Genomic DNA, 23,910 nt, shown 5'->3' with positions numbered 1-23,910 from the left:
TGCTCCAAGCTGGCTCCCGATGCCCCTCCGCCGCGCCCTGCGGGTGCTCCGGCGGTACTACCGCGTGCTCGGGCGCCGGTTCGAGCACTGGTCGGCGCCGGCCCGCCGGCAGTGGCGTCGGTCACTGCAGCTGCGCATCGTGGCGCTCACCCTGGCTGCGTCCAGCGTGCTGGTCGGCGCGTTCGGCTTCTTCGTCGCACAGAACAGCGCCCGCATCCTGCTCAACCGCGCGCAGGACGAGGTGCAGTCCTCGCTGCAGAGCAAGACGAAGTGGGCGGAATCCCAGCTCAGCGTGTATTTCATTGCGAAGGACTCGACGCTGCCGAGTGCCATGAGCCAGGCGGTGACCGCGCTCGCCGACGACGACCCGGCCGAGTCCGGCGGCTCGATCGTCGTGATGCGCGCCGACCAGTTCCCCAACCTCAGGCCGGTCACCTCGACGAAGAAGAATACCGACGAGCTGATCACGAAGGACCTGATCAGGGCGGTTTCGAAGGATTCGAAGATTGCCCAGCAGGTTCGCACCGCCACCTTCGACGACGGCAAGAAGATCAAATATTTGGTGTACGGGTCGCCGGTGCCGACCAGCTTCGGCCATGTCGAGCTCTACTACCTCGTGCCGCTGACGACCGAGGACAGCGCCGCCAACCAGATCCGCACCACGGTGCTGGTCACCGGCCTGGCCCTGGTGATCCTCCTCGGCGTGGTGGCCGGCCTGGTCACCCGCCTGGTGGTGCTGCCGGTGCGAGACGCGGCCCGCACCGCCCAGCGGCTCTCGGCCGGCCTGCTCGACCAGCGGATGAGGGTCGACGGCGAGGACGACCTGGCGCTGCTCGCCGCCTCGTTCAACCAGATGGCGGCCAACCTCCAGCGGCAGATCGTCCGCCTCGAGGAGATGTCCCGCCTCCAGCGGCGCTTCACCTCGGACGTGTCGCACGAGCTGCGCACACCGCTCACCACGGTGCGGATGGCCGCCGACCTGATCTTCTCGGAGCGCGACGAGTTCGAGCCGGCCGTCGCGCGCAGCGCGGAGCTGCTGCAGGCCGAGCTGGACCGGTTCGAGAGCCTGCTCACCGACCTGCTCGAGATCAGCCGCTTCGACGCCGGCTTCGCCGCGCTCGACGCCGAGCACACCGACCTGGTCCCGATCGTGGAGCGGGTCGCCGACCGGCTGGCCGGCCTCGCCGAGCGGGCCGGGGTGCCGATCGAGCTGCGGCTGCCCGAGACCCCGGTGATCGCCGAGGTCGACCCGCGCCGGGTCGAGCGGGTGCTGCGCAACCTGGTCGGCAACGCGGTCGAGCACGGCGAGGGCCGGCCGGTGCAGATCACCCTGGCGAGTGACGACGTCGCCGTCGCGATCACCGTGCGCGACCACGGTATCGGTCTCAAGACGGGGGAGGAGCGCCTGGTCTTCAACCGGTTCTGGCGGGCCGACCCGTCCCGCGCCCGGCAGACCGGCGGCACCGGCCTCGGCCTGTCGATCAGCGCCGAGGACGCCCGGCTGCACGGCGGCTGGCTGGAGGCATGGGGCGCGCCGGGCGAGGGCGCCCAGTTCCGGCTCACCCTGCCGGTGCGGGCCGGCGACCGGCTGCTGAGCGCGCCGCTGCCGCTGATCCCCCGCGACCGGGTCCCGGCCATCGAGGCGGAAGCCGTCGCGCCGGCCGCCGCCGACGAGACCGCCGAGGTGGTGTGATGCGTCGCCTGCTGGCTGTCGCCGCACTGGCCGCGCTGCTGCTGGGCGGCTGCGGCATCCCCGACGAGACGAGGGTGGTCGTCGTCGGCGGCGGGCCGTCCGGCGGTGTCGGGGCCGGCCAGGACCCGACCCAAGCGGCGCCGAACACCCGCGAGTCCGCGGGCGACTCGAAGCAGTTGCTGCAGTACTTCCTCGAGGCCGCTGCGGGGGATCCGGAGACCGCGGCGGACCGGGTCAAGGCCTTCCTCACACCCGGAGCCAGGGCGAGCTTCGAGGCCGGCCCTACCGAGGTCCGGGTGATCCGGCTCACGGGCGATCCGCTCAACCTCCAGAACGGCGGCGTGGTCACGTTCAACGCGCAAACGATCGGCACGCTGAAGAACGGCTCGCTGGAGCGGTCCGCCGACTCGGGCGACAAAACTCTGTACAAGTTCGGGATCGAACAGGTGGCCGGGCAGGGCTTCTTCATCTCCCAGCTGCCGCCGCAGTTGAACAGGGTGCTGCTGCTCAGCGACACCGCGCTGGACCAGTTCTACCAGCGCCACACGATCTACTTCTGGAACACCGAGAACACCGAGCTGATCCCCGACCTGCGCTACATGCCCCGGAGCGTGAACAGCGCGCAGCAGCCCACCACCATCCTGAATTGGCTGGTCGGCGGCCCGGCGGGATGGCTGACCCCCGACGTCGCGCACGGCCTGCCGGACAAGTCCGACGTGCCGGAGAACGTGCCGATCGTCACCAACGACACCCTCACCGTCACACTGAGCGGTCCGCCGGCGCTGGCCGGCGACGCGAAGTCCCTCGACCATTTGCGCCGGCAGTTGCAGTGGTCGTTGCTGTCCACCCCCGGGCCGAGCACGCTCGAGTTGAAGATCAAGGGCCAGGACACGACCCGGTACTCCGGTGCGGACTACCTCGACAGCAACCCGGCCGACCAGCTGGTCCCCACGCCGCAGAAGTTCGCGATCTACAACGGGGCGATCCACCGGATGGTGACCTCGCCACAGGCCGGCGACCCGATCCCGGCACTGCGGGCGGACGACAACAAGGGCATCATCGCGGCCGCGATGAGCAGCCCCGCCTCGCGCACGTTCGTGGCGGTGGTGACCTCGGGCAAGAACAGCAAACTGCGGGTCGGCTCGGCGGCGAGCGGAACGCAGGCCACGCTCCATGATGTCCGCGGCCTCCCCGTCCCGCTCGGCCGGCCCGTCTGGGCGGTGACCTCCGTCAGCGACGACCCGCAGGGCGCGACCGGCCTGATCACCGCGAACGGCAAGCTCTACAGCTTCGCCCCGGACGGCTCGTTGGGCGGGCCGGTCAGCTGGCAGGGCCAGCCCGGCCCGATCACCGCCGTGTCGGTGGCGCCCGACGGGTACCGGGTGGCGATCGTGGCCGGCGGCATGCTCTACCGCGCGACCCTCGACACGGGGGGCGGCTCGGTCGCCCTGAGCACCCCCGAGCGGTTGTTCCCGCCGGACTTCCGCCAGGTGACGGCCGTCGCCTGGAGCAGCGAAACCTACCTGGCCGTGGCCGGCGTCGGCGCGGACGGTCAGCACTACCAGGTGGCGGACGTGTCTGTCGACGGCGCGCTGTCGCGCACCCGGGTCCAGGACGCCGGGGGCGAGGCGGTCACCTACCTCACGGCGTACCCGGCCAACCCGACCAGTCACCGCGAGAACGCCGACACCGAGTCGTACGAGACGGCCGGCTTTGCCTGGCAGGTGTCCAGCGCACCCGTCGCGATCACCGCGAGCGACCTGGTCGGCGCCCCGGCGAACCCGCCGAAGGGCCAGGCCCCGCCGACCGCGCCGTTCTACCTGTTCTGAATGCTCGGCCTGCTCGGCGATCTAGCCGATCTCGTGCTGCCGGCCGCCTGCGCCGGGTGCGGGGTCGAGCGGGTGCCGCTGCGGTCGGGCGTGTGCGGACCCTGCGCGTTCGCCCTGGAGGCGCTGCGGCCGTTCCGGACGGCGCCGACCCCACCGCCCTCCGGCTTCCCGTCGTGCGTCGCCGTGGGGGCTTATGAGGGCCCTTTGCGGGGCGTTCTGCTCGCGTACAAGGAACGCGGCCGGCACCGGCTCGGCCCGCCGCTGGGCACGCTGCTTGCCACGGCGGTCTCGGCCCTCGCGCCGGCCGGCCGGTCACGCTCGTCCCGGTGCCCTCGACCGCGGCGGCGGCCCGGGAGCGATACGGCGACCACATGGCCCGGCTGGCCGCGCAGGCGGTGCGCCGGCTGTGCGCCGCGGGTTGGGATGCTCGGCTGAGCCGTCCTCTCGAGGCGTTGCCGCGGCCTGACTCCGCGTCACTGACCGTAGCCCAGCGCCGCGCGGCGGCTGAGAGTTCCCTGCGAATTCGCTCCCGGCGAATCGGGTTTTCCCGACACGCGACGCCGATCGAAGGCACGCTGGTGGTAGTGGATGACATCGTCACGACCGGGTCGACGCTGACCGCGGTCGTCCGTCGTCTCGAGGAGGCGGACATGCAGGTCGCGGGGGCTGCGGTAGTCGCCGCCACGCGCCTGCGCCGGGTGGTTTCGCATGATTTTCGCCCCCGGATACCTAAAAGGCGGAAGGTCGCCGATCAGCTATCCGAAACGAGGGGTGACGCGGGAGCATCGGCACGTTAGCGTCTTGGTGACGAGGGTAAGCGTCATTGCTTACTCGCCCACCGGGGAGCGTGGAGAGAGCTACCGCCACCGGAAAGGAGTCGTCTCATTCGCGATCGGTCACGCATGGTGCACATGGCACCGGCGTCGCCGTAACCAACCGCAGCACACCGCGTCGCAGTTTCGGCGCACCTTCAGTCCCGTCAGGGGCGGCGGGGGTGGCCGAAGTTCAAAACGTTGGGGGAGGTCACGAGTGGACATTGTCGTCAAGGGCCGCAACGTGGAGGTTCCCGAGCACTACCGGGAGCACGTCGCCGACAAGCTGAGCAAGGTCGAGCGTTACGACCAGAAACTGATCCGGGCCGACGTGGAGCTGTTCCACGAACGCAATCCACGCCAGTCCGACACGTGTCAGCGAGTCGAGATAACCGTCAAGACGAGAGGCCCGGTGGTTCGTGCCGAGGCCTGCGCCAAGGACTTCTACGCTGCCCTGGACTTCGCCATCACCAAGCTCGACGCCCGGTTGCGCCGCTCGGCCGACCGACGCCGGGTCCACCGCGGGCGGCACGCGCCCGTCTCGGTGGCGGCCGCGACCGCCGGCCTGCCCACCGACCTCAGCCTCACCCAGCCGGCCGAGGAGTCATCGGTCGCCACCGCCCTGGCCGAACACGACGGTGACCAGCCGTGGCGCATCGTGCGAGAAAAAGAGCACTCCGCCGACCCGATGACCGTCGACGACGCCCTCTTCCAGATGGAGCTCGTCGGCCACGACTTCTACCTCTTCCTCGACAAGGAGAGCGGCCGGCCCAGCGTCGTCTACCGGCGGCGCGGCTACGACTACGGAATCCTCTCGCTGGAAGGGACCGCTTGACCTTCTAGCCGTCCAGCCGAGGGCCTTCGGCGAGAAGGTCCTCGGCGAGGAGCACGAACTGGACGTCGTCCTGGCGGGTGCCGTCCGGGCCGGGCAAGCGAGACTTCTGGTACGCCTCCCGGTGGAATCCCGCCTTCTCCAGCACCCGCTGCGAGCCCACGTTCGTCGGCAGCGCGCCCGCGATGAGGCGGGCGATGTCGGTCTCGGCGAACGCCCACAGCGCCAGCAGCTGGGCGGCCCGCGTCGCGAAACCGCGCCCGCGGAACGCCGGCAGCATGCTGTAGCCGATCATGCCCTGGTTGGTGGCCGGCTCCTGGTAGAACAGGCCGATCTCGCCGGCCGGTTCACCGGTCGCGGCGTCGGCGATGACCAGGTCGGCCCGGCTGCCGTCGAGCCAGTGCGCCTCCGCGCGGGTGCACCGCCGCCGCACGTCCTCGTCGGTCGGCGGTACCGCGGGCACGCTGGTCTGCCAGACGTCGGGCTGGCCGCGCAGCCCGGCGAGGAAGTCGACGTCGGCCGGGCCGAGCGGGCGCAGTCGGACCACGCCGTCGGTGAGCTCGCCGCCGGGCAGGTCGGGCAGGGCGCGCGCGACCGGGGCGCCGTCGTCGGCCGCGACCCGGGCGAAGACCAGCAGGTCGTCCCGGCCGCCGCCGGCCTTCGGGAGCGCCGCGCGGCGTACCCCCTCGCGGCGGTAGCCGGACGCCAGCGCGACCCGCATGCTCAGCGGATTGTCCCAGTGCGTGAGCAGTTCGAGCCGTTGCAGGCCGGAGCCGAGCGCGTGCCGGCTCAGCGCGCGGACCGCGGCGGTGGCCACCCCGCGCCCGCGCGCCCACGGGCCGACCCAGTAGCCGATCTCGGCCTGGCCGCGGCCGGCCACCACCTTGTCGAAGCCGATCCCGCCGAGCAGGTCGTCGGTCTCCGGGTCGGCGATCGCGTAGACCACGCCGCCCTCCGCGAGGATCGCCATGACCCCCTCGCTGAGGAACCGCTCGGCGTGCGCGACCGTGAACGGCGACGGCAGCGTGGGCAGGAAGCGGTGGCTGAGCGGGTCGTCGTAGCCGGCAGCGACCGCCTCGGCGTCGTCCGGGCGATACGCCCGCAGGCGCACCCCGGTACCGCTGATCTCCGCGGGGCTCAAGAATCCTCCCGGTGATGATGCCTACTGGGGTTAATCCTGCCGGAATCGCTGCGCCATGAGCGAACGCGATGCCGCCTTTCGGGCCTTTTGTTCGGTTAACCGGAGGCTCGGGTCACAGGTTCCGCGGGAGGGTGCCTACGATGGTTCGGCAGACTGTCTAGGGGAGCGCTGACCCGTGTCGATATTAGAAAAAGTCCTACGCGCCGGTGAAGGTCGCATGCTGCGCCGGCTCAAGGCGATCGCTGATGCGGTCAACTCGATCGAGGAAGACTATGTCGACCTCACCGACGACGAGTTGCGAGAGTGCACCCAGCAGTTCCAGGAACGCTACGCGGACGGTGAGTCGCTCGACTCGCTGCTCCCCGAGGCGTTCGCGGTGGCCCGCGAGGGCGCCAAGCGGGTGCTCGGCCAGCGGGCGTACGACGTCCAGCTGATGGGCGGTGCCGCCCTGCACTTCGGCAACATCCCGGAGATGAAGACCGGTGAGGGCAAGACCCTGACCGGCGTGTTCCCGGCCTACCTCAACGCGTTGAGCGGCCAGGGCGTGCACATCATCACGGTGAACGACTACCTCGCCCAGCGGGACGCCGAGTGGGTCGGCCGGGTGCACGTCTTCCTCGGCCTGACCGTGGGCGTGATCCTGCCCAACCGGCCCGCCGCCGAGCACCGCGCGGCCTACCAGTGCGACATCACGTACGGGACGAACAACGAGTTCGGCTTCGACTACCTGCGCGACAACATGGCGTGGTCGAGGGACGAGCTGGTCCAGCGGGGCCACAACTTCGCGATTGTCGACGAGGTCGACTCGATCCTCATCGACGAGGCGCGTACCCCGCTGATCATCTCCGGCCCGGCCGAGCACTCGGCCCGGTGGTACGCGGAGTTCGCCGGGATCGTCAGCCGCCTGCAGAAGGGCAAGGACGGCGAGGGCGACTACGAGGTCGACGAGGCCAAGCGCACCATCGCGGTGACCGAGCGCGGCGTCGCCCGGGTCGAGGACCGCCTCGGCATCGACAACCTGTACGAGTCGGTGAACACCCCGCTGGTCGGCTACCTGAACAACGCCATCAAGGCGAAGGAGCTGTACCGGCGGGACAAGGACTACATCGTCAACGAGGGCGGCGAGGTCCTCATCGTCGACGAGTTCACCGGCCGCATCCTGCACGGTCGCCGCTACAACGAGGGCATGCACCAGGCCATCGAGGCGAAGGAGGGTGTCGAGGTCAAGCAGGAGAACCAGACCCTGGCGACCATCACCCTGCAGAACTACTTCCGGCTGTACGAGAAGCTCGGCGGCATGACCGGTACGGCCCAGACCGAGGCCGGCGAGTTCAACAAGGTCTACAAGGTCGGCGTCGTGACCATCCCGACCCACCGGCCGATGATCCGGATCGACCACCCGGACGTCATCTACAAGACCGAGAAGGCGAAGTTCAACGCCGTCGTCGAGGACATCGCCGAGCGGCACGCCACCGGCCAGCCGGTCCTGGTCGGCACGGTCTCGGTGGAAAACTCCGAGATCCTCTCGCAACTGCTGCGCCGCCGCGGCATCCCGCACAGCGTGCTGAACGCCAAGTTCCACGCCCAGGAAGCCACGATCATCGCGCAGGCCGGCCGCAAGGGCGGGGTCACCGTGGCCACCAACATGGCCGGTCGCGGTACCGACATCCTGCTCGGCGGCAACCCCGAGTTCCTCGCGTCGGCCGAGCTGCACCAGCGCGGCCTCGACCCGGTGGAGAGCCCCGACGAGTACGCGAAGGCGCTCGAGGAGGTCCTTCCCGGATGGAAGGAGGCCTGCGACGCGGAGGCCGAGGAGGTCACCTCGGCCGGCGGCCTCTACGTCCTGGGCACCGAGCGGCACGACTCCCGCCGCATCGACAACCAGCTCCGCGGCCGCTCCGGCCGGCAGGGCGACCCGGGCGAGTCCCGGTTCTATCTGTCCTTGCAGGACGATCTGATGAAGCGCTTCCGGGCCGGTGCGGTCGAGGCGGTCATGGACCGCTTCAACATCCCGGAGGACGTGCCGATCGAGTCCAAGATGGTGACCCGGCAGATCCGCGGCGCGCAGACCCAGATCGAGGGCCAGAACGCCGAGATCCGCAAGAACGTCCTCAAGTACGACGAGGTGCTCAACAAGCAGCGCCAGGTCATCTACGCCGAGCGCAAGCGGGTGCTCGACGGCGAGGACATGCACGACCAGATCCGCAACATGATCGACGACGTGATCGGCGACTACGTGCAGGCCGCGACCGCGAACGGCTACGCCGAGGACTGGGATCTCGACCAGCTCTGGACCAACCTGCGCCGCCTCTACCCGGTCGGCGTCACGATCGACGACGTCGTCGAGGAGTCCGGTGGCGAGCGCAACGCGCTCGACCAGGAGTTCCTCATCCAGCAGATGAAGGACGACGTGGCCGCCGCGTACACCGCTCGCGAGGAGGAGCTGGGCGCCGAGGCGCTGCGCGAGCTCGAGCGGCAGGTGCTGCTCGCGGTGATCGACCGCAAGTGGCGCGAGCACCTGTACGAGATGGACTACCTGCAGGAGGGCATCAACCTGCGGGCGTACGCCCAGCGCGACCCGGTGATCGAGTACCAGCGCGAGGGCTTCGACATGTTCAACCAGATGATGGAGGGCATCAAGGAGGAGGCGGTCGGCTTCGTCTTCAACCTGGAGGTCCAGGTCGAGGAGGCGCCGACGGTCACCGTCGACCCGAGCCAGGCGGTGCCGCTCTCCGCGGTCGGCGCGGTGGCCGAGGACGACAACCTCACCGAGTCGGACCGGGTCGAGGTGCGTGCCAAGGGTCTGGGCGGCGGTCGTCGCCCGCAGAACCTCCAGTACACGGCCCCGGCGATCGACGGCGAGGCGGGTGGCGGCTCGCCGGTCATCCAGCAGCCGCAGGCGCCCGCCCTGGGCATCGGTCCCGGCGGCTCGCCGGTGCCGGCCTCGCCGGCGCACACCCAGGCGACCGGCCGCGGCAACCGGAACGCCGGGCAGTCCGAGGGCGGCCCGTCGCGCAACGCGCCCTGCTACTGCGGCTCGGGCAAGAAGTACAAGCGCTGCCACGGCGCTCCCGGAGCGGTCTGACCCACACCGAGAACGGCCCGCCGACCTCCGGCGGGCCGTTTTTGGTTGCGCGGGTTTTCCCGTACGCCGGGGGAGGCAACCGAACGCAAACGGTGGCAAACTGAGCCGGTCGGATCGGAGGTGCTCGGCGTGGAACCCAGGTTTCTGCTGCTGTCGGACGTGGCGGCCGAGCTGAACGTGACCGACTCCCAGGTCTACCACATGGTGCGCAGCGGCGAGCTGCCCGCGATCAAGGTGGGCGGCCGCGGTCAGTGGCGGGTGGAGCGGGCCAAGCTGGAGGAGTACATCCAGCAGAAGTACGCGGAGACCGCGAAGTGGGTGCTCGCCAACCCGCTGACCGACAAGGAGACCCCGTAGCGCCCGGTTTGCGCCTCTTCTCGCATCGGTGGTGGTCTTGGGTAGCCGCTGGACGCTCCGTGAAGCCGTTCGGAAGAATCGCTGTCGAAGGCAAACGAAGGCAAACGCAGCGATTGGCGGGCGGGGGTTCGGGATGAGGCGGACGGTCGGGGTCGCTCCCGGGGGCTCGCGGCCCTCGATCAGTCTTCGCCCGGCGCCGCGGTGCGAGCCTCCCTTCGACGACGAGCTCGACCCGGCCGTCTGGGTCTCCGCCCATCAGCTCGCCCTCGACTGGTCACCCACCGCCCTCGCCGAGTCGGCGGCGCCACCGCCCACCCCGTCGCTCGGGCCTTCGCCGCCGGTGGTCCCGTCGTCCGGGTCTTCGCCGGCGGACGTCCCGCCGTCCCGGTCTTGGCGGCCCACTGTCCCGTCGTCCGCCGGCGGGGATGCCGCCGCTCGGTCGGCCGCGGTCGCCGGGGCCTCGCACGATGCCCGGCTGGCGGTGCACCACTTCGTGCGCATGTGCGTGGAGGTGCTCAACGGGCATCGGCCGCCGGCCCAGCTGCGCCATCTCTCGGTGCCGGCGCACGCGGCCGGGGTGGTCGCCCAGGCGCTCGCCGGCGCGGGCCGGGTGACCGCCCTGCGCCGGGCCGCGGCGCCGCGCGGCCGGCGCCCGCCCCGGCGTCCCCCGCCGGTGGCCGTCATCCAGCTGCGGCTGTGCGAGCCACGGCCGGGCGCGGTGGAGGCGGCCGTCGCGCTGGTCACGGGGGAGCGCACGTGGGCCATGGCGCTGCGCATGGAGCTGCATCGCGAGGCCTGGGCGGCGACGACCCTCCGACTGATCTAGCCGGCGCATACCCCCGAGGCGTCCGCCGTGCAGCAGAGGCGGCGGGCGTCTCGGGCCCCTAGGGCTGCCCTAGGGCGTCGGGTCGGCGATCGAGCGGGTGGCCAGCGGGCTGGAGTAGACGACGCTCGTGGTGACCGGGCCGAGGCCGGCGATGCGGCCGGTCACCTCCTCGAGGTGGCGCATCGAGCGGGCCAGCACCTTGAGGATGAAGCAGTCCTCGCCGGTGACGTGGTGCGCCTCGACGATCTCCGGGGTGGAGTCGAGCATGGCGTGGAACGGTCGATAGTTCCCGGTCGGGTAGCGCACCCGGACGAAGGCCATCACGGTGAGCCCGACCCGCTCCGGGTTGACGGTGGCCTGATAGCCGGCGATCACTCCGGCCTCCTCGAGGCGGCGGATGCGCTCGGCGACCGCGCTCGCGGACATGGCGACGGCACGGGCCAGCTCGGCGTAGGTGGCGCGGCCGTCGCGTTGCAGCTCGGCGAGGAGCCGCCAATCCGTACGGTCGAGGGCGGAGTCGACGGTCATGGCGGCAATGTACCGGGCTTTCCTCGGTGATCCATCCCCGCTGCCGTCGAATGGGCATGTTCTGCACGGCGCGCGGACCGTAGCGTTTCCGGCATGGCGATCACATCAGCTCTGAGCAGCAAGAACGTGGGTCCCGAGACGCCGAACGAGCCGAACCGGGCGGCCGCCTTCTTCGCGGCCCGGCTTGACTTCCAGACCGACGTCTCGGACGTCCGCGCCGGCCTGCTGGCGGCGACGCCGGGGTTCGTGCTGATCGACTCGCGGAGCCGGGCGGCCTGGGACCAGGGGCACATCCCGGGCGCCGTGCACCTGCCGACCGCCGAGATCGAGGGCCGGGCCGCCGGTCTGCTCGACCCGGGCGTGCCGGTGGTCACCTACTGCTGGGGGCCGGGCTGCAACGGCGCCACCCGGGCGGCGCTGGCGCTGGCGCTGGCCGGGTACTCGGTGAAGGAGATGATCGGTGGCGTCGAGTACTGGGTGCGCGAGGGCTTCCCGCTGCGTGCCCGGGACGGCGACGTCGAGGCCGCCGCCGACCCACTGACCGCGCCCGTCGCGGCGCTCGGGGGACCGGCCTGCGGCTGCTGAAACCCCGGCGCGGCACGATCGGGACACGACTGGTGGAATGGGCCTTCCGAGCGCCGCGGTGACGGTGTACTACGGGGACGGTCCATACGCAGGAGGAGACGTGCCGATCACCGAGCTGGTCCGGGTCTACGTGCCGGCCACCGTGCCGTTGCTCGCGGCCCTGCGCGCCTCCGGGAAGCTGGGCGCCGGCGGGATGACCGCCCACGCGGTCACGCCGGCGCTGCGCGAGTGGTACGCCGAGGGCGACGAGGAGGAGCTGGAATACGTGGCGTTCACCCGCGCCGCGCAGGCCGCCCTGCAGCTGCTCCGGCACGATCCGGCGGCGCCACGCCGGCGGGTCGTGGTCTCGGCCGACGTGCCGGCCGGGTCACTGGTGCGCGAGGACGTCGAGCTGGGCTCGAGCGCGGTGGTGCTGCCGCAGCCGGTGTCGCTCACCGAGGTGGCGTCGATCCACGTGGACGGCGCCGACGCGGCGGAGCAGGTGGCCGACGCGGCCGAGGTCGTCGAGGAGGCGCTGGCCGGCGACCCGGACGCGCAGTTCACCGTCGACGGCGCCGAGGACCACGAGCTGGAGTGGTACGCGGTCGCCGAGCTCGACGACCTGATCTGAGCTACTCCGCGGGGGCGGTTTCCGGCTTGGGTGCCGCCCCTTTCGGAGCCGTCTTCTTCGGAGCGGCCCCTTTCGGAGCCGTCTTCTTCGGAGCGGGCGCTGCCGGCTTCTGATCCGCGGGCGCTTCCGGCTTCTTGTTCGCGGGCACTTTCGCCTTTGGAGCGGGCGCTTCCGGCTCGGCCGCATCGGCGGCGGGCTTGATCGTGCGGCCCACCGCGATGGTGGCGCTGATCGCGCCGACGAACAGCACGATCAGCGCGCTGTTGAAGCGGGCGCCGCTCAGCATCCGCTGCACCACCTGTTCCAGCTCGCTGACCTTGCCGGCCAGATCGAGCACCCGCGACCCGGCCGTGCGGGTCAGCGCCTCGCCGACCACCAGCAGCAGGCCGGGGCCCGCGCCGGCCAGCGAGTACAGCGGCCAGGCCACGTCGCCGCCGGCCGCGCGACGGCGGGAACGCCGCAGCACCGCGTACGCGATCAGGCCCGCGGCCAGGCCGGACAGGAACGACTGGAGGAAGGTGAACCAGTTCGCGGCGGAGCTGCGGGTCGCCTCGGTCGAGCCGGCGCCCAGCGCCTTGAGCACCGGGTCCTGGAAGACGTTGAGCACGAAGCCGACCAGGAACACCCCGATCGCCGCCCAGCAGACCGCGGCGAGCACCCGCGGCTGGCGGAAGCCGGCCAGCGCGCCGCCGATCGTGGCCGCCGCGGCGACGGTGCCGCCGACGACCGCGTAGATCCAGCCCTCGGTGTTGATCGTGATGATGACGAGCGCGCCGAGCGCGCCGAGCACCAGGCCGGTGCCGGTGGCGACGGCGAAGCGCACGGTCGAGCCGAGCTCGCGTCGCCGGGTGAGCCAAGTGATCACCGCGAGAGCGACCGCGGCCCCGGTGGCCAGCGACGCGGTGACCGCGCCGGGCAGCGCGTACGCCGTCGAGGTGACCTCCATCTCGGCGTCGCCGCCGCCGGTGATGGTGGCGCGCGCCGACCAGAGCATGGCGGCCATCCAGATCAGCGCGACGAGCGCGAGGAGGAAACCGTTCGACGAGGACCGCTCGGCGTCCGGTGTCGTGTCCTGGGCACTCATGGGGCTCAGGGTACGCGGCGGGGCTGCGGTGACCCGACCCGGTGCGCGGATGAGGGGTCCGCGCCGGTGGCGCCCGTCGAGGACGTACCCCCGGTGGGTTGATTGTCGCTATTACGGCGCGCTCGTGCCCTTTTGTGCGCGGCCCGCCGCCCGATTTCGACCGGTTACCGCCCGGCATCGCCGTCTGACCGGTTTGCTTGCGCCATTTTACCTGGTCAGGAGCGACCTGAGGGGTTGAACGCGCCGTCTCGACCCTCGTGGTCGGACTGTCTGTGCCGGACAGTCGTTTGTGGAGACGCAAACTGGACGGATCGGGCGAAATCCTGGACGTGGGCGCGACAAAGTGGCAGCTTAGAAGGCATGCCCGACACTCAAATCAATCCCACGGCTGCCGCTCTGCTCGGCCTGCTTCACGAGGGGCCGATGACCGGCGGACAGCTCATGGCGGCTGCCGAACGCCGCCTCGGGCCCTACTGGTCGATGACGCGGAGCCAGGTCTACCGCGAACTGCCGGTTCTTGCCGACATGGGTTTCGTCCGGCTCGGCAAGCCCGGCCCCCGTTCCAGCCAGCCCTATGCCATCACCGCCTCCGGCAAGCGTGCCTTCAGCCGGTGGCTCGCCGAGGCCCCCGGCCGCGACGCCCTGCGCAACCCGGTAGCGCTGCGGGTCGCCTTCGGGGAGCAGCATGCCGGCGGACAGCTCAAGTCGCTCTACCACGACGCCAGCGAGTATCACTCGGAAGCGCTCGCCATGGCCAAGGAGCAGGCGAAGGAGGCGAAGAAGAACGGCGACGCGTACGGGTCGGCCGCCCTCGAGTTTGCCGTCGCCTATCACAAGGCCGCCCTGAGCTGGCTGAAGACCGCACCGGCCAATTGATGACCCGACCGGACCGCCCGGCCGCGGAGCCGGCCGGGCGGCGTAGTCTTGACTGTTGTGACAGCTGCCGACTTTCCTGAGCAACTGAAGGCGTTGGACGCCACCCTGCGCAACATCGAGACCGTCCTCGACGTCGACAAGCTGCGCCAAGACAAGGCCGAGCTCGAGGAACAGGCCTCCGCCCCCGACCTGTGGGACGATCAGGCGCGCGCGCAGGAGGTCAACAGCCGGCTGTCGTACGTTTCCGGCGAGATCAGCAAGCTGGAGCGCCTGCGCTCCCGGCTGGACGACGCCGAGGTGCTGCTCGAGCTCGCCGAGGCCGAGGGCGACGAGGGGTCGATCACCGAGGTGGGCGACGAGATCGGCGCGCTCAGCAAGGCGATCGAGGAGATGGAGGTCCGCACCCTCCTCTCCGGCGAGTACGACGCCCGCGAGGCCGTGGTGGCGATCCGGGCCGGCGCCGGCGGGGTGGACGCGGCCGACTTCGCCGAGATGCTGATGCGGATGTACCTGCGCTGGGCCGAGCGGCACGGCTACCCGACCGAGGTCTACGACACCTCGTACGCGGAGGAGGCGGGTCTCAAGTCGGCCACCTTCGCGGTCAAGGTGCCCTACGCGTACGGCACGCTCAGTGTCGAGTCGGGCACGCACCGGCTGGTGCGGATCAGCCCGTTCGACAATCAGGGCCGGCGCCAGACGAGCTTCGCCGGTGTCGAGGTGATGCCGGTGGTCGAGCAGACCGACCACATCGACATCCCGGAGAACGAGATCCGGGTCGATGTCTATCGCTCGTCCGGGCCCGGTGGGCAGAGCGTCAACACTACTGACAGTGCTGTCCGGCTCACGCACATCCCCACCGGGATCGTGGTGACATGCCAGAACGAGAAGTCTCAGTTGCAAAACAAGGCGTCCGCTTTGCGTGTTCTGCAGGCCCGGTTGCTCGAGCGCAAGCGGCAGGAGGAGGAGGCCAAGCTGGCCGGCCTCAAGCACGACACGACCGGCTCCTGGGGCGACCAGATGCGCTCGTACGTCCTGCACCCTTATCAGATGGTGAAGGATCTGCGTACTGAGCAGGAGACGGGCAACCCATCTGCGGTGTTCGACGGCGAATTGGACGAGTTCATCGAGGCCGGGATCCGTTGGCGCAAGACGTCGCAGTCGGGAAGCTGATCTCGGATACGCCACGGACGGCGACGACGCCTGAACGTTCGGTCAGGCGTCGACCCCCGAAACTCCTGTTCCGGTGCCGCCGACGCAGATTGACGTGCCCGCCGGGGTTGGCGTTTCCGTTACACCGCGTAGACTGCCTTCCCGTGATTCAGCTCGAGAACGTGACGAAGACGTACCCCAAGGCGTCTCGCCCGTCGCTGGACGACGTGAGCGTGGGCATCGAGAAGGGTGAGTTTGTCTTCTTCATTGGCCCCTCCGGTTCCGGCAAGTCGACAATCATCAAGCTCCTGCTGCACGAGGTCGCACCGACCCGCGGCAAGGTCGTGGTGAATGCCAAGGACGTGACGACCATGCGGTCGTGGAAGGTTCCACACTTCCGCCGCTCGATCGGGTGCGTGTTCCAGGACTTCCGCCTGCTCCCCAACCGCACCGCGTACGAGAACGTGGCCTTCGCGCTCGAGGTCATCGGCAAGACCAAGGCGGTGGCCCGCCGGGTCGTCCCCGAGGTGCTCGAGCTGGTCGGTCTCGGTGGCAAGGAGCACCGCTACCCGCACGAGCTCTCCGGCGGTGAGCAGCAGCGTGTCGCGGTGGCCCGGGCCTTCGTCAACCGTCCGCTGATCCTGCTGGCCGACGAGCCCACCGGAAACCTCGACCCGGACACGTCGATCGAGATCATGCGACTGCTGGACCGGATCAACCGGACCGGCACGACGGTCGTGATGGTCACCCACGACTCCAACATCGTTAACCAGATGCGCCGTCGGGTCATCGAGATCGAGAGCGGGCGCATCGTCCGCGACCAGGCCCGTGGCGTCTACGGCTGACCTCGCCCGCGGCTCCGTTGCCGAATCCCCGACCCCCGAAATCGCGGGACGCGGAGTCCCGGAAGGAACCCCCCGATGCTGCGCTTGAAATACGTTCTGAACGAGGTCCTGGTGGGCCTGTGGCGGAACGTCACGATGACGATCGCCATGATCATCACCATGTCGATCTCCCTCTTCATGCTGGGCGCCAGTGTGCTGCTGTACATGCAGGTCGACCAGATGAAGAACTACTACTACGGCAAGATCGAGGTGTCGGTCTTCCTGCGCCCCGACGTCACCGACGCGCAGCGGCAGAACATCGATCAGATGATCTCGAGCAACCCGCTGGTCGCGGGCAAGACCTACGAGACGCAGAAGCAGGCGTTCGACCGCTTCCAGCAGCTGTGGGCCGACTCGCCGGACTTCGTCAAGTCGGTGGGCCCGAACAGCCTGCCCGAGTCGTTCCGGGTCAAGCTCAAGGACCCGCAGAAGTACAAGGAGTTCTCCAACCAGATCCAGGGCCAGCAGGGCATCCTGGACGTCATCGACCAGCGCACGCTGCTCGACAAGGTGTTCGGGATCTTCAACGGCTTCCAGTTCGGCGCGTTGGGGGTGGCGCTGTTCATGGCGGTCGCGGCGCTGCTCCTGGTCGGTAACACGATCCAGGTGGCGGCGTACAGCAAACGGCGAGAAGTCGCGGTCATGAAACTGGTCGGCGCGTCCAACTGGTTCATCCAGGCGCCGTTCGTGCTCGAGGCGGTGGTGGCCGGCGTCATCGGCTCGGTCATCGGCTTCGTGGTGCTGTTCATCGCCAAGGTGGTGCTGCTCGACCACAAGCTCCAGGCGCTCGCCACCATCCTCACACCGGTGCACAACGGCAACGTGTGGCTCATGCTGCCGCTGCTGGCCGGGGTGGGCGGAGTGGTCAGCGCGGTCACCGCGTGGATCACGCTCCGGTTCTACCTCAAGGTCTGACGTTCCCCGGGCCGGGTCACCGGTCCGACCGCCCGAAACATGAGCTGAGCACGGTCTGACGGCCGCGTCCCGGTAGGGATGCGGCCGTTGGGCGTTTTAGGCAATTTCGGCAGGTATCGGGGGTACGGTGGGTCTCCGTGTGGTCCAAATGCCGACATAGGCTCCTTGTGGTGATATGTACGTGCTTGGGGAGCACGGCGATCGCTCCGGCGCCCGCCCTTGCCGACCCCGGCGACGCCGCAAGCGCCGCGAAGGCCGTGGAGCGCGCATCGGCCGTACTGGAATATGCCACCGTAAAGGCGCGGCTCGCGGCACTTCGCCTGCAAGCTGCCACGAACGCTATGGCCGCCGCCGAGATGAAGGTCGCGACCTCCCGGGGCGCCCTCGCCGCCGCGATCAACGCGGCCAACACCGCCGGCCGGCAGGCCAACGCCGCCCGCAAGGCCTACCACAAGATCGCCGGCCACTACCAGAGGGCGCAGAGCGAGTTCGAGGACGCCCGCGCCCGCGTCGACCAGATCGCCCAGGCCAGCTACATGGGCAGCGCGTTCACCCGGATCAACGTGATCATCGACGCCACCGGGCCGGCCGACATGATGGACCGGCTCAGCATGGTCGACCAGCTCATGCGTACCCAGCAGGCGGAGGTCGACCGGCTGATCTGGACCCGCCGGGCCGCGCGCAGCGCCCAGGACCAGGCCGGCCTCGCGAAACGACAGGCCGAGGACGCCGAGGCGCTGGCGCAGGCCACACTGCTGTCGGCCAAGGGCGCCCAGAACGCGGCGGTGAGCGCCAAGCAGGCGCTCGCCCGGCTGGTGCTCATCCGGCAGGCCGCGCTGCGGGTGGCCAACGCCCAGCGATCCGCCGTGCTCGCCCGCTACCGGGCGGCGGTCGCCGAGGAGCGACGGATCCGGGCCGCGCTGCGCGGCTGGGCGGCGAGGTCGCGCGACGGCCGGTACGACGGCGGCCAACTGTTCATGCCCGTACGCGGCTGGAAGTCGAGCGACTTCGGCGAGCGCTACGACCCGTACTACCGGGTCTGGCAGCTGCACGCCGGCACCGACTTCGCCGCACCCCGGGGCACGCCGATCCACGCGGCCGCCGCCGGGCACGTGATCCGGGCCGGCTGGAGCGACGGGTACGGCAAGTACACCTGCATCGACCACGGGCGAATAAGTGGGGTCCCGTTCGAGACCTGCTACGGCCATCAATCGAGGATCCTGGTGCACGTCGGCGAGTTCGTGTACCAGGGCGAGGTGATCGGCCGGGTCGGCACCACCGGCGCGTCGACCGGCAATCACTTGCACTTCGAGACGCGCTTCAACGGCGTACCGAAGAATCCCCTGCGATATCTGCCGAACTGCCTTTGTTAGCTTGGGCGGGTTCGTTCCGCTCAATTTCCAGGGGGCCGCCGGCATGCCACGCGAACAGGGGCGCAAAGTCGTAGCCTCCAACCGCAAGGCCCGCCACGACTACACCATCCTCGACACGTACGAGGCCGGCATGGCCCTCACCGGCACCGAGGTGAAGTCGTTGCGCGCCGGGCGTGCGTCACTGACCGACGCGTTCGGCCAGGAGACCGACGGCGAGATCTTCCTGCACCACCTGCACATCCCCGAGTACACCCAGGGGACCTGGACCAACCACGAGCCGCGGCGCACCCGCAAGCTGCTGCTGCACCGCGACGAGATCCGGAAGATCCAGGGCAAACTTCGCGACGAGGGCATCACGCTGGTGCCGCTGCAGGTCTACTTCGAGAACGGGTACGCGAAGGTGGAGCTCGCGCTGGCCCGCGGCAAGAAGAGCTACGACAAGCGGCAGGACCTAGCGACCCGCGACGCCCAGCGCGAGATCACCCGTGCGCTGGGCCGACGTAACAAAGGCGCGTCTTGATCGGGTACATTGCCGGGCGGCTCTAGATCACCGAAGGGGTGGCTCCGCTTGCCCGCTAAGCACTCCGCGCGTCCGCTCGGTCCGGCCCGGATCTTCCTGAGCGCCGCCGCGGCCGTCCTCGTCATGCTGGTCGTCTGGATCGCCGTGCGCGCCGTCGGCCCGGCCGAGGCGGCCCGCCAGCCCTCCACGGTCGTGCTCCCGTCGATGCCGCAGATCTCGGCCTCGCCGTCGCCCACTTCGCCGTTTCTTTCGCCGTCCCCTTCCTCCTCGCCGTCCCCCTCGATGTCCTCGGCATCGCCCTCCGCGTCCGCGTCCCCGTCGCGCTCCTCGGCCCGGCCCACGGCGACCAGCCACTCGCCGACGCCGTCGAAGCCGGCGCCCGCCAAGACCACCCCGCCGCCGAGCGCCGACTTCGCGGTCACCGTGACCGTCACGGCAAGCTGGGACCAGGGGTACGTGGCGCAGGTGCGGGTCCGGAACAACGGCGACGCCGCCGGCTCGTGGTCCGTGACCGTCAGCCACGCCGACCTGAACAACCTGCACCTGGTCAGCACATGGAACGCGACCGGCAAGCAGAGCGGCGACAACGTCGTCTTCACCGGCGGCCCGCTCGCCCCCGGCGCCTCGGCCGGCTTCGGCTACCAGGTGAGCAAGACCGGCCGCGGCAACGCCCGCCCGTCCGGCTGTGCCGTCGTGGGCGGCAGCTGCCGAGTGAGCTAAGATTCGTAGGTTGTTCTGATCCAGGGGGTGACTGGTTTCGACTTCGTACGTGGAGACAGGGGAAGCGAGCCGAGGAAGCCGACGTCGTCTCGAGAATCGGTCGTCGGAAACCAATAAGCGCCGATAACAATCGCGCTGACTTCGCTCTCGCCGCCTGAGGCGAGTAGCAAGTCTGTCGGGCTGGGAGCACCTCCGTCCCAGATTTCCGGCATCAGCTAGGAGGTTGGCCAACCGGCCCCGGTCGCGGGGACCGCGCGGCGAGATTAATCAGCGACTGGCCCCGCCATACCGACTTGCTCACGTGATCGGCAGGGGCGAGTAGAGGCATAGTGAGCTGCGCTCGGAGAAGCCCTGACGAAGCAACGAAGGACCCGGGTTCGATTCCCGGCACCTCCACGGCATTGCGGCCCCCTGTTCGCGGAAAGCGCGAACCGGGGGCCGTTCCGGTATGTCTGCTCCGGGGGCCGAGCCCCCGGACACCCCGCGGTGCGGTGGTTACGCTTGGCGCGGCCGTCTGCGGTGTGGTGGTTGCGCTCGGGGTCATGGATGGTTTCCGCGCGTGGTGTCAGACGGCAAGCGTCTCGACGTCGTACTTCGGGATCTCGGCGTCACGGGTGACCAGCGTCAAGTGCTCTACCTGAGCTTGGGCTACCAGCATCCGATCGAACGGGTCTCGGTGAATGAGGGGAAGCCGTCCGGCGACAATGCCGTGCTCGGCGGTGATGTTCAGATGACGGAAGCCACTGTCGCGGATGCGCTCGGGAAGATCGGCCGGTTTGTCGAGCTTGCCGATGGATTGCTTGATAGCCACTTCCCAAATCGTTGCCGGGCTGACGTAGACGTCCGGTTCATGGTCGAGCCGCTCCTTGATTTCGGCGGCGAGCGTGGGGTCGTCCGTAAGCCACCAGAGCACTACGTGCGTGTCGAGAAGCAGGCTCATGCGAGGCCGAAGTCCCGTGCGATCGATTCATTGACCTCTGGGGAGTCCCAGTCACCGGCTATCACGAGTTGGCCGGCGAGGGAGCCCCGACCAACTCGATCGACCCTGTGGTTCAGCGGGATCACCTTCGCGACCGGGGTGCCGGCTCGGCTGATGATGATCTCTTCACCGTGCTCGACGCGGTCGATGATCCGCGAGAGGTTCGTCTTCGCGTCGTGGATGTTGAACTGCGCGGCTGCCTCGGACATGGCGACCTCCTTAGCTAAGAGGCTAGTCCGGTGTTCGGTTGCGCGGCTAGAGCTCCTGAGAACGCAGTGGCTCCTCGAAGCCGGAAGGGGCGCCTGGGCAGCATCGTCAGTTCCGTCGCCCAAGTTCAAGTAAGCCGAGAGCATCTCCACGGTTTGGCGGCCCCTGCTCGCGGAAGGCGCGAGCCGGGGGCCGTTCCGGTATTCCGGCTCCGGGGCCGAGCCCCGGAAGCCCCGCGGTGCAGTGGTGGCGCTTGGTGCGGTGGTGCGCTTGGTGCGGTGGTTGCGTGGGCGGCCCTCGCGTGCTCCATGGGCCGTCTTCGCCGATCGGGGTGGTTGGCCGTCACGGGCGTTGGAGGATCAGCAGGAATTCCGCCACCCCGTGGTCGGAGAGCGAGCCGAATGCCCCGTATCCCTTGGGCCGGGCGATGCTGTAGTCGGTGAAGGCGACCGGGAATGATCCTGCTACGTCGATGTTCGTGCCGTCTCGTCGCAGCGAAACCGCCACGGTGACGGGGCGGGCGATGCCGTGCAGGGTGAGCGCCCCGGAGGCATTGGCGGTGACCGTGGTCCCGGAGCTGAATGCCGGGTCGAGGGTCACCGACTGGGTCAGGCTGATGGCCGCGTCCGGGTATCGCTGGGTGTCGAGGCTAATGCCGAACTGTGGGGCGGGCTTGGCGTCGCCCGAGGTAAGGGCAAGCAAGCCGACCCGCAAGCGCGCGGTGGTGGCCTGGCCGTCCGCGATCGTGACCGTGCCGGTGACGTCCTTGGTGCGGCCCACCACGTCGCTGGTGAGTCCTACGATCCTCTGCTGGATCCGAAAGCCGGCGGTCGATCCGGCCACAGCACGGTACGTGCCGTCCAGCGGGCCGGCCGGTGTGCTCGCTGTCGCCGGCAGCGTCAGCGGCGCGGGTGTCGGTTGAAGCTTGATGGCTGCGGCGACGAGTGCTGAGAGGAGAACGGCCGACCCGGCGACGCCGATGATCGTCCAACGCAGCCAGCGGCGTCTGCGTCGGGGCTGTATGGGGGCGTGGGCGGGAGACTGTGGTGTGGTGCCAGCGGTCATTGTCTTGTTCCCTTCAGGCCCTGGGTGTCGTGGTCGAGATGTCGACTCGGAAGGCGGGGTAGCGTGCCGCGATCGCCTCGAAGGCGGCCAGGGGTGCGTCGCGGTCGAGGGGAACGTGTGGCCGGGCGCCCGGCACCGTTTGCAGGTATCGCTTGAGGATGGGAGCCCGCTCGCCGACGGGTACCTCGGCCAGATGGCAGGCTTGACCGCGTCCGCGCCGGATGGTTACCAAGCCGCCTGCCGCCCGCACGTTGCGAACCCAGTTGCAGTCGTTGCCCAGCATCGAGACCAGGTACCAGTTGCCCTGCCAGTCGGCCATCCCGAGCGGGAACCGGACTACTCGGCCGGTGCGGCGCCCCACCACCTCGAGGGTGACCCAACGCCGCGGGAAGAGGCCGGTGCCGAATGCGCCCGCCCAGAAGTTGGCGAACCGGCGGGCCGTCGCGTTTCCGCGTCCTCCCGCGTACATGGCCCGGAGATCATCATCAGAGTACGGCCAGCGCCTCATCGGGTCTCCTCGATCGGATGGTGTCTGTCCTCCCATGGTTGGCGGGATTGGTACTTGAGATACAGAGTCCAAAGTCCTGTCGATAGACTTGCTCGGTGGAGACCGCAACCGCCCGTGCCGGCATTGGGCGCCGGAACCGTCGCCTGTCCGACCAGGAAACGCGCGACCGGATGATGCGCGCCGCGATCGACATGATCAACGGGTCCGGCCTGACCGTGAGCCTCGACCACATCCGTTTCGAGGACGTCATCCGCAAGGCCGACGTCGCGCGCAGCACGGCGTACCGGCACTGGCCCTACAAGGACCTGTTCTTCAGTGACCTGGTCAAGGAGCTGGCCGGCCGGGGAAGCCCGGCGATCATCAACAACGAGATCTCGCTCATCAAGCGGATCCTGAACGAGCATCGGGACTGGCTGCGTACGCCGCAACGGCGCCACGGCTTGATCCTTGAACTCATCCGCCAGCTGGCTCTGCTGGACTTCCGCAACACGCTCGCCTCGCCGGAGTGGCGGACCTACCTCGCACTACATGCGGCCTTCTCCGGCCTGTCCGACGGCGAGCTGCGTGACCAGATCCAGGCCGCGCTTGCGCACGCCGAGGCCGGCCATGTGGCACGCGTCGCCCAGGCCTGGAGCCAGATCGCCGGTCTGTTCGGCTATCGGCTGAGGCCCGAGCTCGCCACGAATTTCGAAACCCTCGCGACGCTCCTCAACGCGACCATGCGCGGTTTGATCGTCACCGCGTTGTCAACTCCCGAGGTCGCCACCCGCACGACGGTCGCCAGCCCGTTCGGCGCGGCGGGAAAGGAGCCTTGGTCCCTGCCTGCCACCGGCATGGCCAGCCTCGCGATGGCTTTCCTCGAACCCGAGCCGGCCGCCGAGTGGAACGATCAGCGTCTGGCCCAGATCCACCGCACCCTGGACGCGTGGGCAACTCCCGACCCGTAACCGCTGCCTCATCTGGTCGCCGAGGTTCAAGTAAGCCGTCGTCACCTCCACGGCATTGCGGCCCCCTGTTCGCGGAAAGCGCGAACCGGGGGCCGTTCCGGTATTCCGGCTCCGGGGGCCGAGCCCCGGACGCCCCACGGTGCGGTGGTTGTGCCGGATCGGTGGTCGCGCACGGGGAAGACGGGGATCTACCCGGTGCGGACCGCATCGTCCTTATTTCCAAGCGGGCTCCTGATCTCAGGATGTCCGCCAAAACGGGACAAGCCCACGCCTCGCTGATCCACGGCTCACCCCAGTGATGCGGACCTATCGGTTGGGGTGTCATGATCCCGGGGACTTCACGGTTGCGTGCAGTTTACGCGGGGAGAAAACGCATGAGTGGACA

The 23,910-nt window shown here is 69.6% G+C and carries 23 protein-coding genes, 1 other RNA gene and 1 pseudogene; 18 read left to right on the top strand and 7 right to left on the bottom strand.

Translation table 11 applies throughout. The features are described from left to right. Window positions 1–19 precede the first annotated feature (19 nt). From mtrB to hpf, 4 genes and pseudogenes are all read left to right on the top strand, one after another. Window positions 20–1,693 carry an MtrAB system histidine kinase MtrB gene (mtrB, locus tag ODJ79_RS16615; protein WP_263024361.1) on the top strand — a complete coding sequence of 558 codons (1,674 nt, stop codon included), beginning with the start codon at window positions 20–22 and terminating at the stop codon, window positions 1,691–1,693. Next, complete coding sequence (locus ODJ79_RS16610; RefSeq protein WP_263024360.1) at window positions 1,693–3,522, top strand: LpqB family beta-propeller domain-containing protein; 1,830 nt, start codon at window positions 1,693–1,695, stop codon at window positions 3,520–3,522. The genes mtrB and ODJ79_RS16610 overlap by 1 nt, the downstream gene beginning before the upstream one ends. After that, a pseudogene (locus tag ODJ79_RS16605) lies at window positions 3,523–4,319 on the top strand (ComF family protein). A 232-nt stretch (window positions 4,320–4,551) separates the two neighbouring features. Then, window positions 4,552–5,169, top strand: coding sequence for a ribosome hibernation-promoting factor, HPF/YfiA family (gene hpf, locus ODJ79_RS16600; RefSeq protein WP_263024359.1), 618 nt, complete (start codon window positions 4,552–4,554; stop codon window positions 5,167–5,169). 4 nt (window positions 5,170–5,173) lie between these two features. On the opposite strand, the gene ODJ79_RS16595 is transcribed toward hpf, so the two are convergent. Continuing rightward, entirely contained in the window at window positions 5,174–6,307 is a 1,134-nt protein-coding gene (locus ODJ79_RS16595) for a GNAT family N-acetyltransferase (protein WP_263024358.1), read from the bottom strand. A gap of 175 nt (window positions 6,308–6,482) precedes the next feature. Between ODJ79_RS16595 and secA the strand changes: the two genes are divergently transcribed. The 3 genes from secA (at window position 6,483) to ODJ79_RS16580 (ending at window position 10,575) form a co-directional block, all read left to right on the top strand. After that, entirely contained in the window at window positions 6,483–9,392 is a 2,910-nt protein-coding gene (secA, locus tag ODJ79_RS16590; RefSeq protein WP_263024357.1) for a preprotein translocase subunit SecA, read from the top strand. Between the two features lie 129 nt (window positions 9,393–9,521). Then, the gene (locus ODJ79_RS16585) at window positions 9,522–9,749 is read left to right on the top strand and encodes a helix-turn-helix transcriptional regulator (RefSeq protein WP_263024356.1); all 228 of its coding nucleotides are present in this window, start codon (window positions 9,522–9,524) and stop codon (window positions 9,747–9,749) included. A 133-nt stretch (window positions 9,750–9,882) separates the two neighbouring features. Next, window positions 9,883–10,575: an Rv3235 family protein gene (locus tag ODJ79_RS16580; RefSeq protein WP_263024355.1), complete on the top strand. Its 693-nt coding sequence runs from the start codon at window positions 9,883–9,885 to the stop codon at window positions 10,573–10,575. A gap of 69 nt (window positions 10,576–10,644) precedes the next feature. Here ODJ79_RS16580 and ODJ79_RS16575 read toward each other — a convergent pair whose 3' ends face one another. Further along, the gene (locus ODJ79_RS16575) at window positions 10,645–11,103 is read right to left on the bottom strand and encodes an Lrp/AsnC family transcriptional regulator (protein ID WP_263024354.1); all 459 of its coding nucleotides are present in this window, start codon (window positions 11,101–11,103) and stop codon (window positions 10,645–10,647) included. Window positions 11,104–11,196: 93 nt separating this feature from the next. Between ODJ79_RS16575 and ODJ79_RS16570 the strand changes: the two genes are divergently transcribed. Next, on the top strand, window positions 11,197–11,688 hold the full coding sequence (locus ODJ79_RS16570; protein ID WP_263024353.1) for a rhodanese-like domain-containing protein: 492 nt from the start codon (window positions 11,197–11,199) through the stop codon (window positions 11,686–11,688). Between the two features lie 100 nt (window positions 11,689–11,788). Then, on the top strand, window positions 11,789–12,298 hold the full coding sequence (locus ODJ79_RS16565; protein WP_263024352.1) for a DUF6912 family protein: 510 nt from the start codon (window positions 11,789–11,791) through the stop codon (window positions 12,296–12,298). 1 nt (window position 12,299) lies between these two features. On the opposite strand, the gene ODJ79_RS16560 is transcribed toward ODJ79_RS16565, so the two are convergent. Beyond that, a complete protein-coding gene (locus ODJ79_RS16560) occupies window positions 12,300–13,382 on the bottom strand; it encodes a hypothetical protein (protein ID WP_263024351.1) in 1,083 nt (360 codons plus the stop codon). Between the two features lie 360 nt (window positions 13,383–13,742). Here ODJ79_RS16560 and ODJ79_RS16555 point away from each other — a divergent pair, with 360 nt between their 5' ends. The 8 genes from ODJ79_RS16555 (at window position 13,743) to ssrA (ending at window position 20,218) form a co-directional block, all read left to right on the top strand. Further along, window positions 13,743–14,258, top strand: coding sequence for a PadR family transcriptional regulator (locus tag ODJ79_RS16555; RefSeq protein WP_263024350.1), 516 nt, complete (start codon window positions 13,743–13,745; stop codon window positions 14,256–14,258). Window positions 14,259–14,315: 57 nt separating this feature from the next. Next, complete coding sequence (gene prfB, locus ODJ79_RS16550) at window positions 14,316–15,428, top strand: peptide chain release factor 2 (protein ID WP_263024349.1); 1,113 nt, start codon at window positions 14,316–14,318, stop codon at window positions 15,426–15,428. Between the two features lie 143 nt (window positions 15,429–15,571). Beyond that, window positions 15,572–16,252, top strand: coding sequence for a cell division ATP-binding protein FtsE (gene ftsE / locus ODJ79_RS16545; protein ID WP_030434973.1), 681 nt, complete (start codon window positions 15,572–15,574; stop codon window positions 16,250–16,252). Window positions 16,253–16,330: 78 nt separating this feature from the next. Then, window positions 16,331–17,206, top strand: coding sequence for a permease-like cell division protein FtsX (gene ftsX, locus ODJ79_RS16540; RefSeq protein ID WP_263024446.1), 876 nt, complete (start codon window positions 16,331–16,333; stop codon window positions 17,204–17,206). Window positions 17,207–17,547: 341 nt separating this feature from the next. After that, window positions 17,548–18,579, top strand: coding sequence for a M23 family metallopeptidase (locus ODJ79_RS16535; RefSeq protein WP_263024348.1), 1,032 nt, complete (start codon window positions 17,548–17,550; stop codon window positions 18,577–18,579). A gap of 43 nt (window positions 18,580–18,622) precedes the next feature. Beyond that, entirely contained in the window at window positions 18,623–19,099 is a 477-nt protein-coding gene (gene smpB, locus ODJ79_RS16530; RefSeq protein ID WP_263024347.1) for an SsrA-binding protein SmpB, read from the top strand. A gap of 48 nt (window positions 19,100–19,147) precedes the next feature. Further along, complete coding sequence (locus tag ODJ79_RS16525; RefSeq protein ID WP_263024346.1) at window positions 19,148–19,819, top strand: cellulose-binding domain-containing protein; 672 nt, start codon at window positions 19,148–19,150, stop codon at window positions 19,817–19,819. Between the two features lie 23 nt (window positions 19,820–19,842). Continuing rightward, window positions 19,843–20,218, top strand: a transfer-messenger RNA (tmRNA) gene (ssrA, locus tag ODJ79_RS16520). Between the two features lie 166 nt (window positions 20,219–20,384). Here ssrA and ODJ79_RS16515 read toward each other — a convergent pair. The 4 genes from ODJ79_RS16515 to ODJ79_RS16500 form a co-directional block, all read right to left on the bottom strand. Further along, on the bottom strand, window positions 20,385–20,759 hold the full coding sequence (locus ODJ79_RS16515; protein ID WP_263024345.1) for a type II toxin-antitoxin system VapC family toxin: 375 nt from the start codon (window positions 20,757–20,759) through the stop codon (window positions 20,385–20,387). After that, on the bottom strand, window positions 20,756–21,007 hold the full coding sequence (locus ODJ79_RS16510) for a type II toxin-antitoxin system Phd/YefM family antitoxin (RefSeq protein WP_263024344.1): 252 nt from the start codon (window positions 21,005–21,007) through the stop codon (window positions 20,756–20,758). The genes ODJ79_RS16515 and ODJ79_RS16510 overlap by 4 nt, the downstream gene beginning before the upstream one ends. Window positions 21,008–21,347: 340 nt before the next feature. Continuing rightward, window positions 21,348–22,070, bottom strand: a complete 723-nt coding sequence (locus tag ODJ79_RS16505) for a YceI family protein (RefSeq protein WP_263024343.1) — start codon at window positions 22,068–22,070, stop codon at window positions 21,348–21,350. 13 nt (window positions 22,071–22,083) lie between these two features. Further along, window positions 22,084–22,578 carry a nitroreductase/quinone reductase family protein gene (locus ODJ79_RS16500; protein WP_263024342.1) on the bottom strand — a complete coding sequence of 165 codons (495 nt, stop codon included), beginning with the start codon at window positions 22,576–22,578 and terminating at the stop codon, window positions 22,084–22,086. A gap of 95 nt (window positions 22,579–22,673) precedes the next feature. Here ODJ79_RS16500 and ODJ79_RS16495 point away from each other — a divergent pair, with 95 nt between their 5' ends. Further along, a complete protein-coding gene (locus ODJ79_RS16495) occupies window positions 22,674–23,525 on the top strand; it encodes a TetR/AcrR family transcriptional regulator (protein WP_263024341.1) in 852 nt (283 codons plus the stop codon). The last annotated feature ends 385 nt before the right edge of the window (window positions 23,526–23,910 follow it).

Source organism: Actinoplanes sp. KI2 (assembly GCF_025630775.1).
Taxonomy (GTDB): domain Bacteria; phylum Actinomycetota; class Actinomycetes; order Mycobacteriales; family Micromonosporaceae; genus Actinoplanes.
The sequence above is the reverse complement of the archived record's forward strand: the minus strand, read 5'-3'. Positions and strand labels throughout refer to the sequence as shown.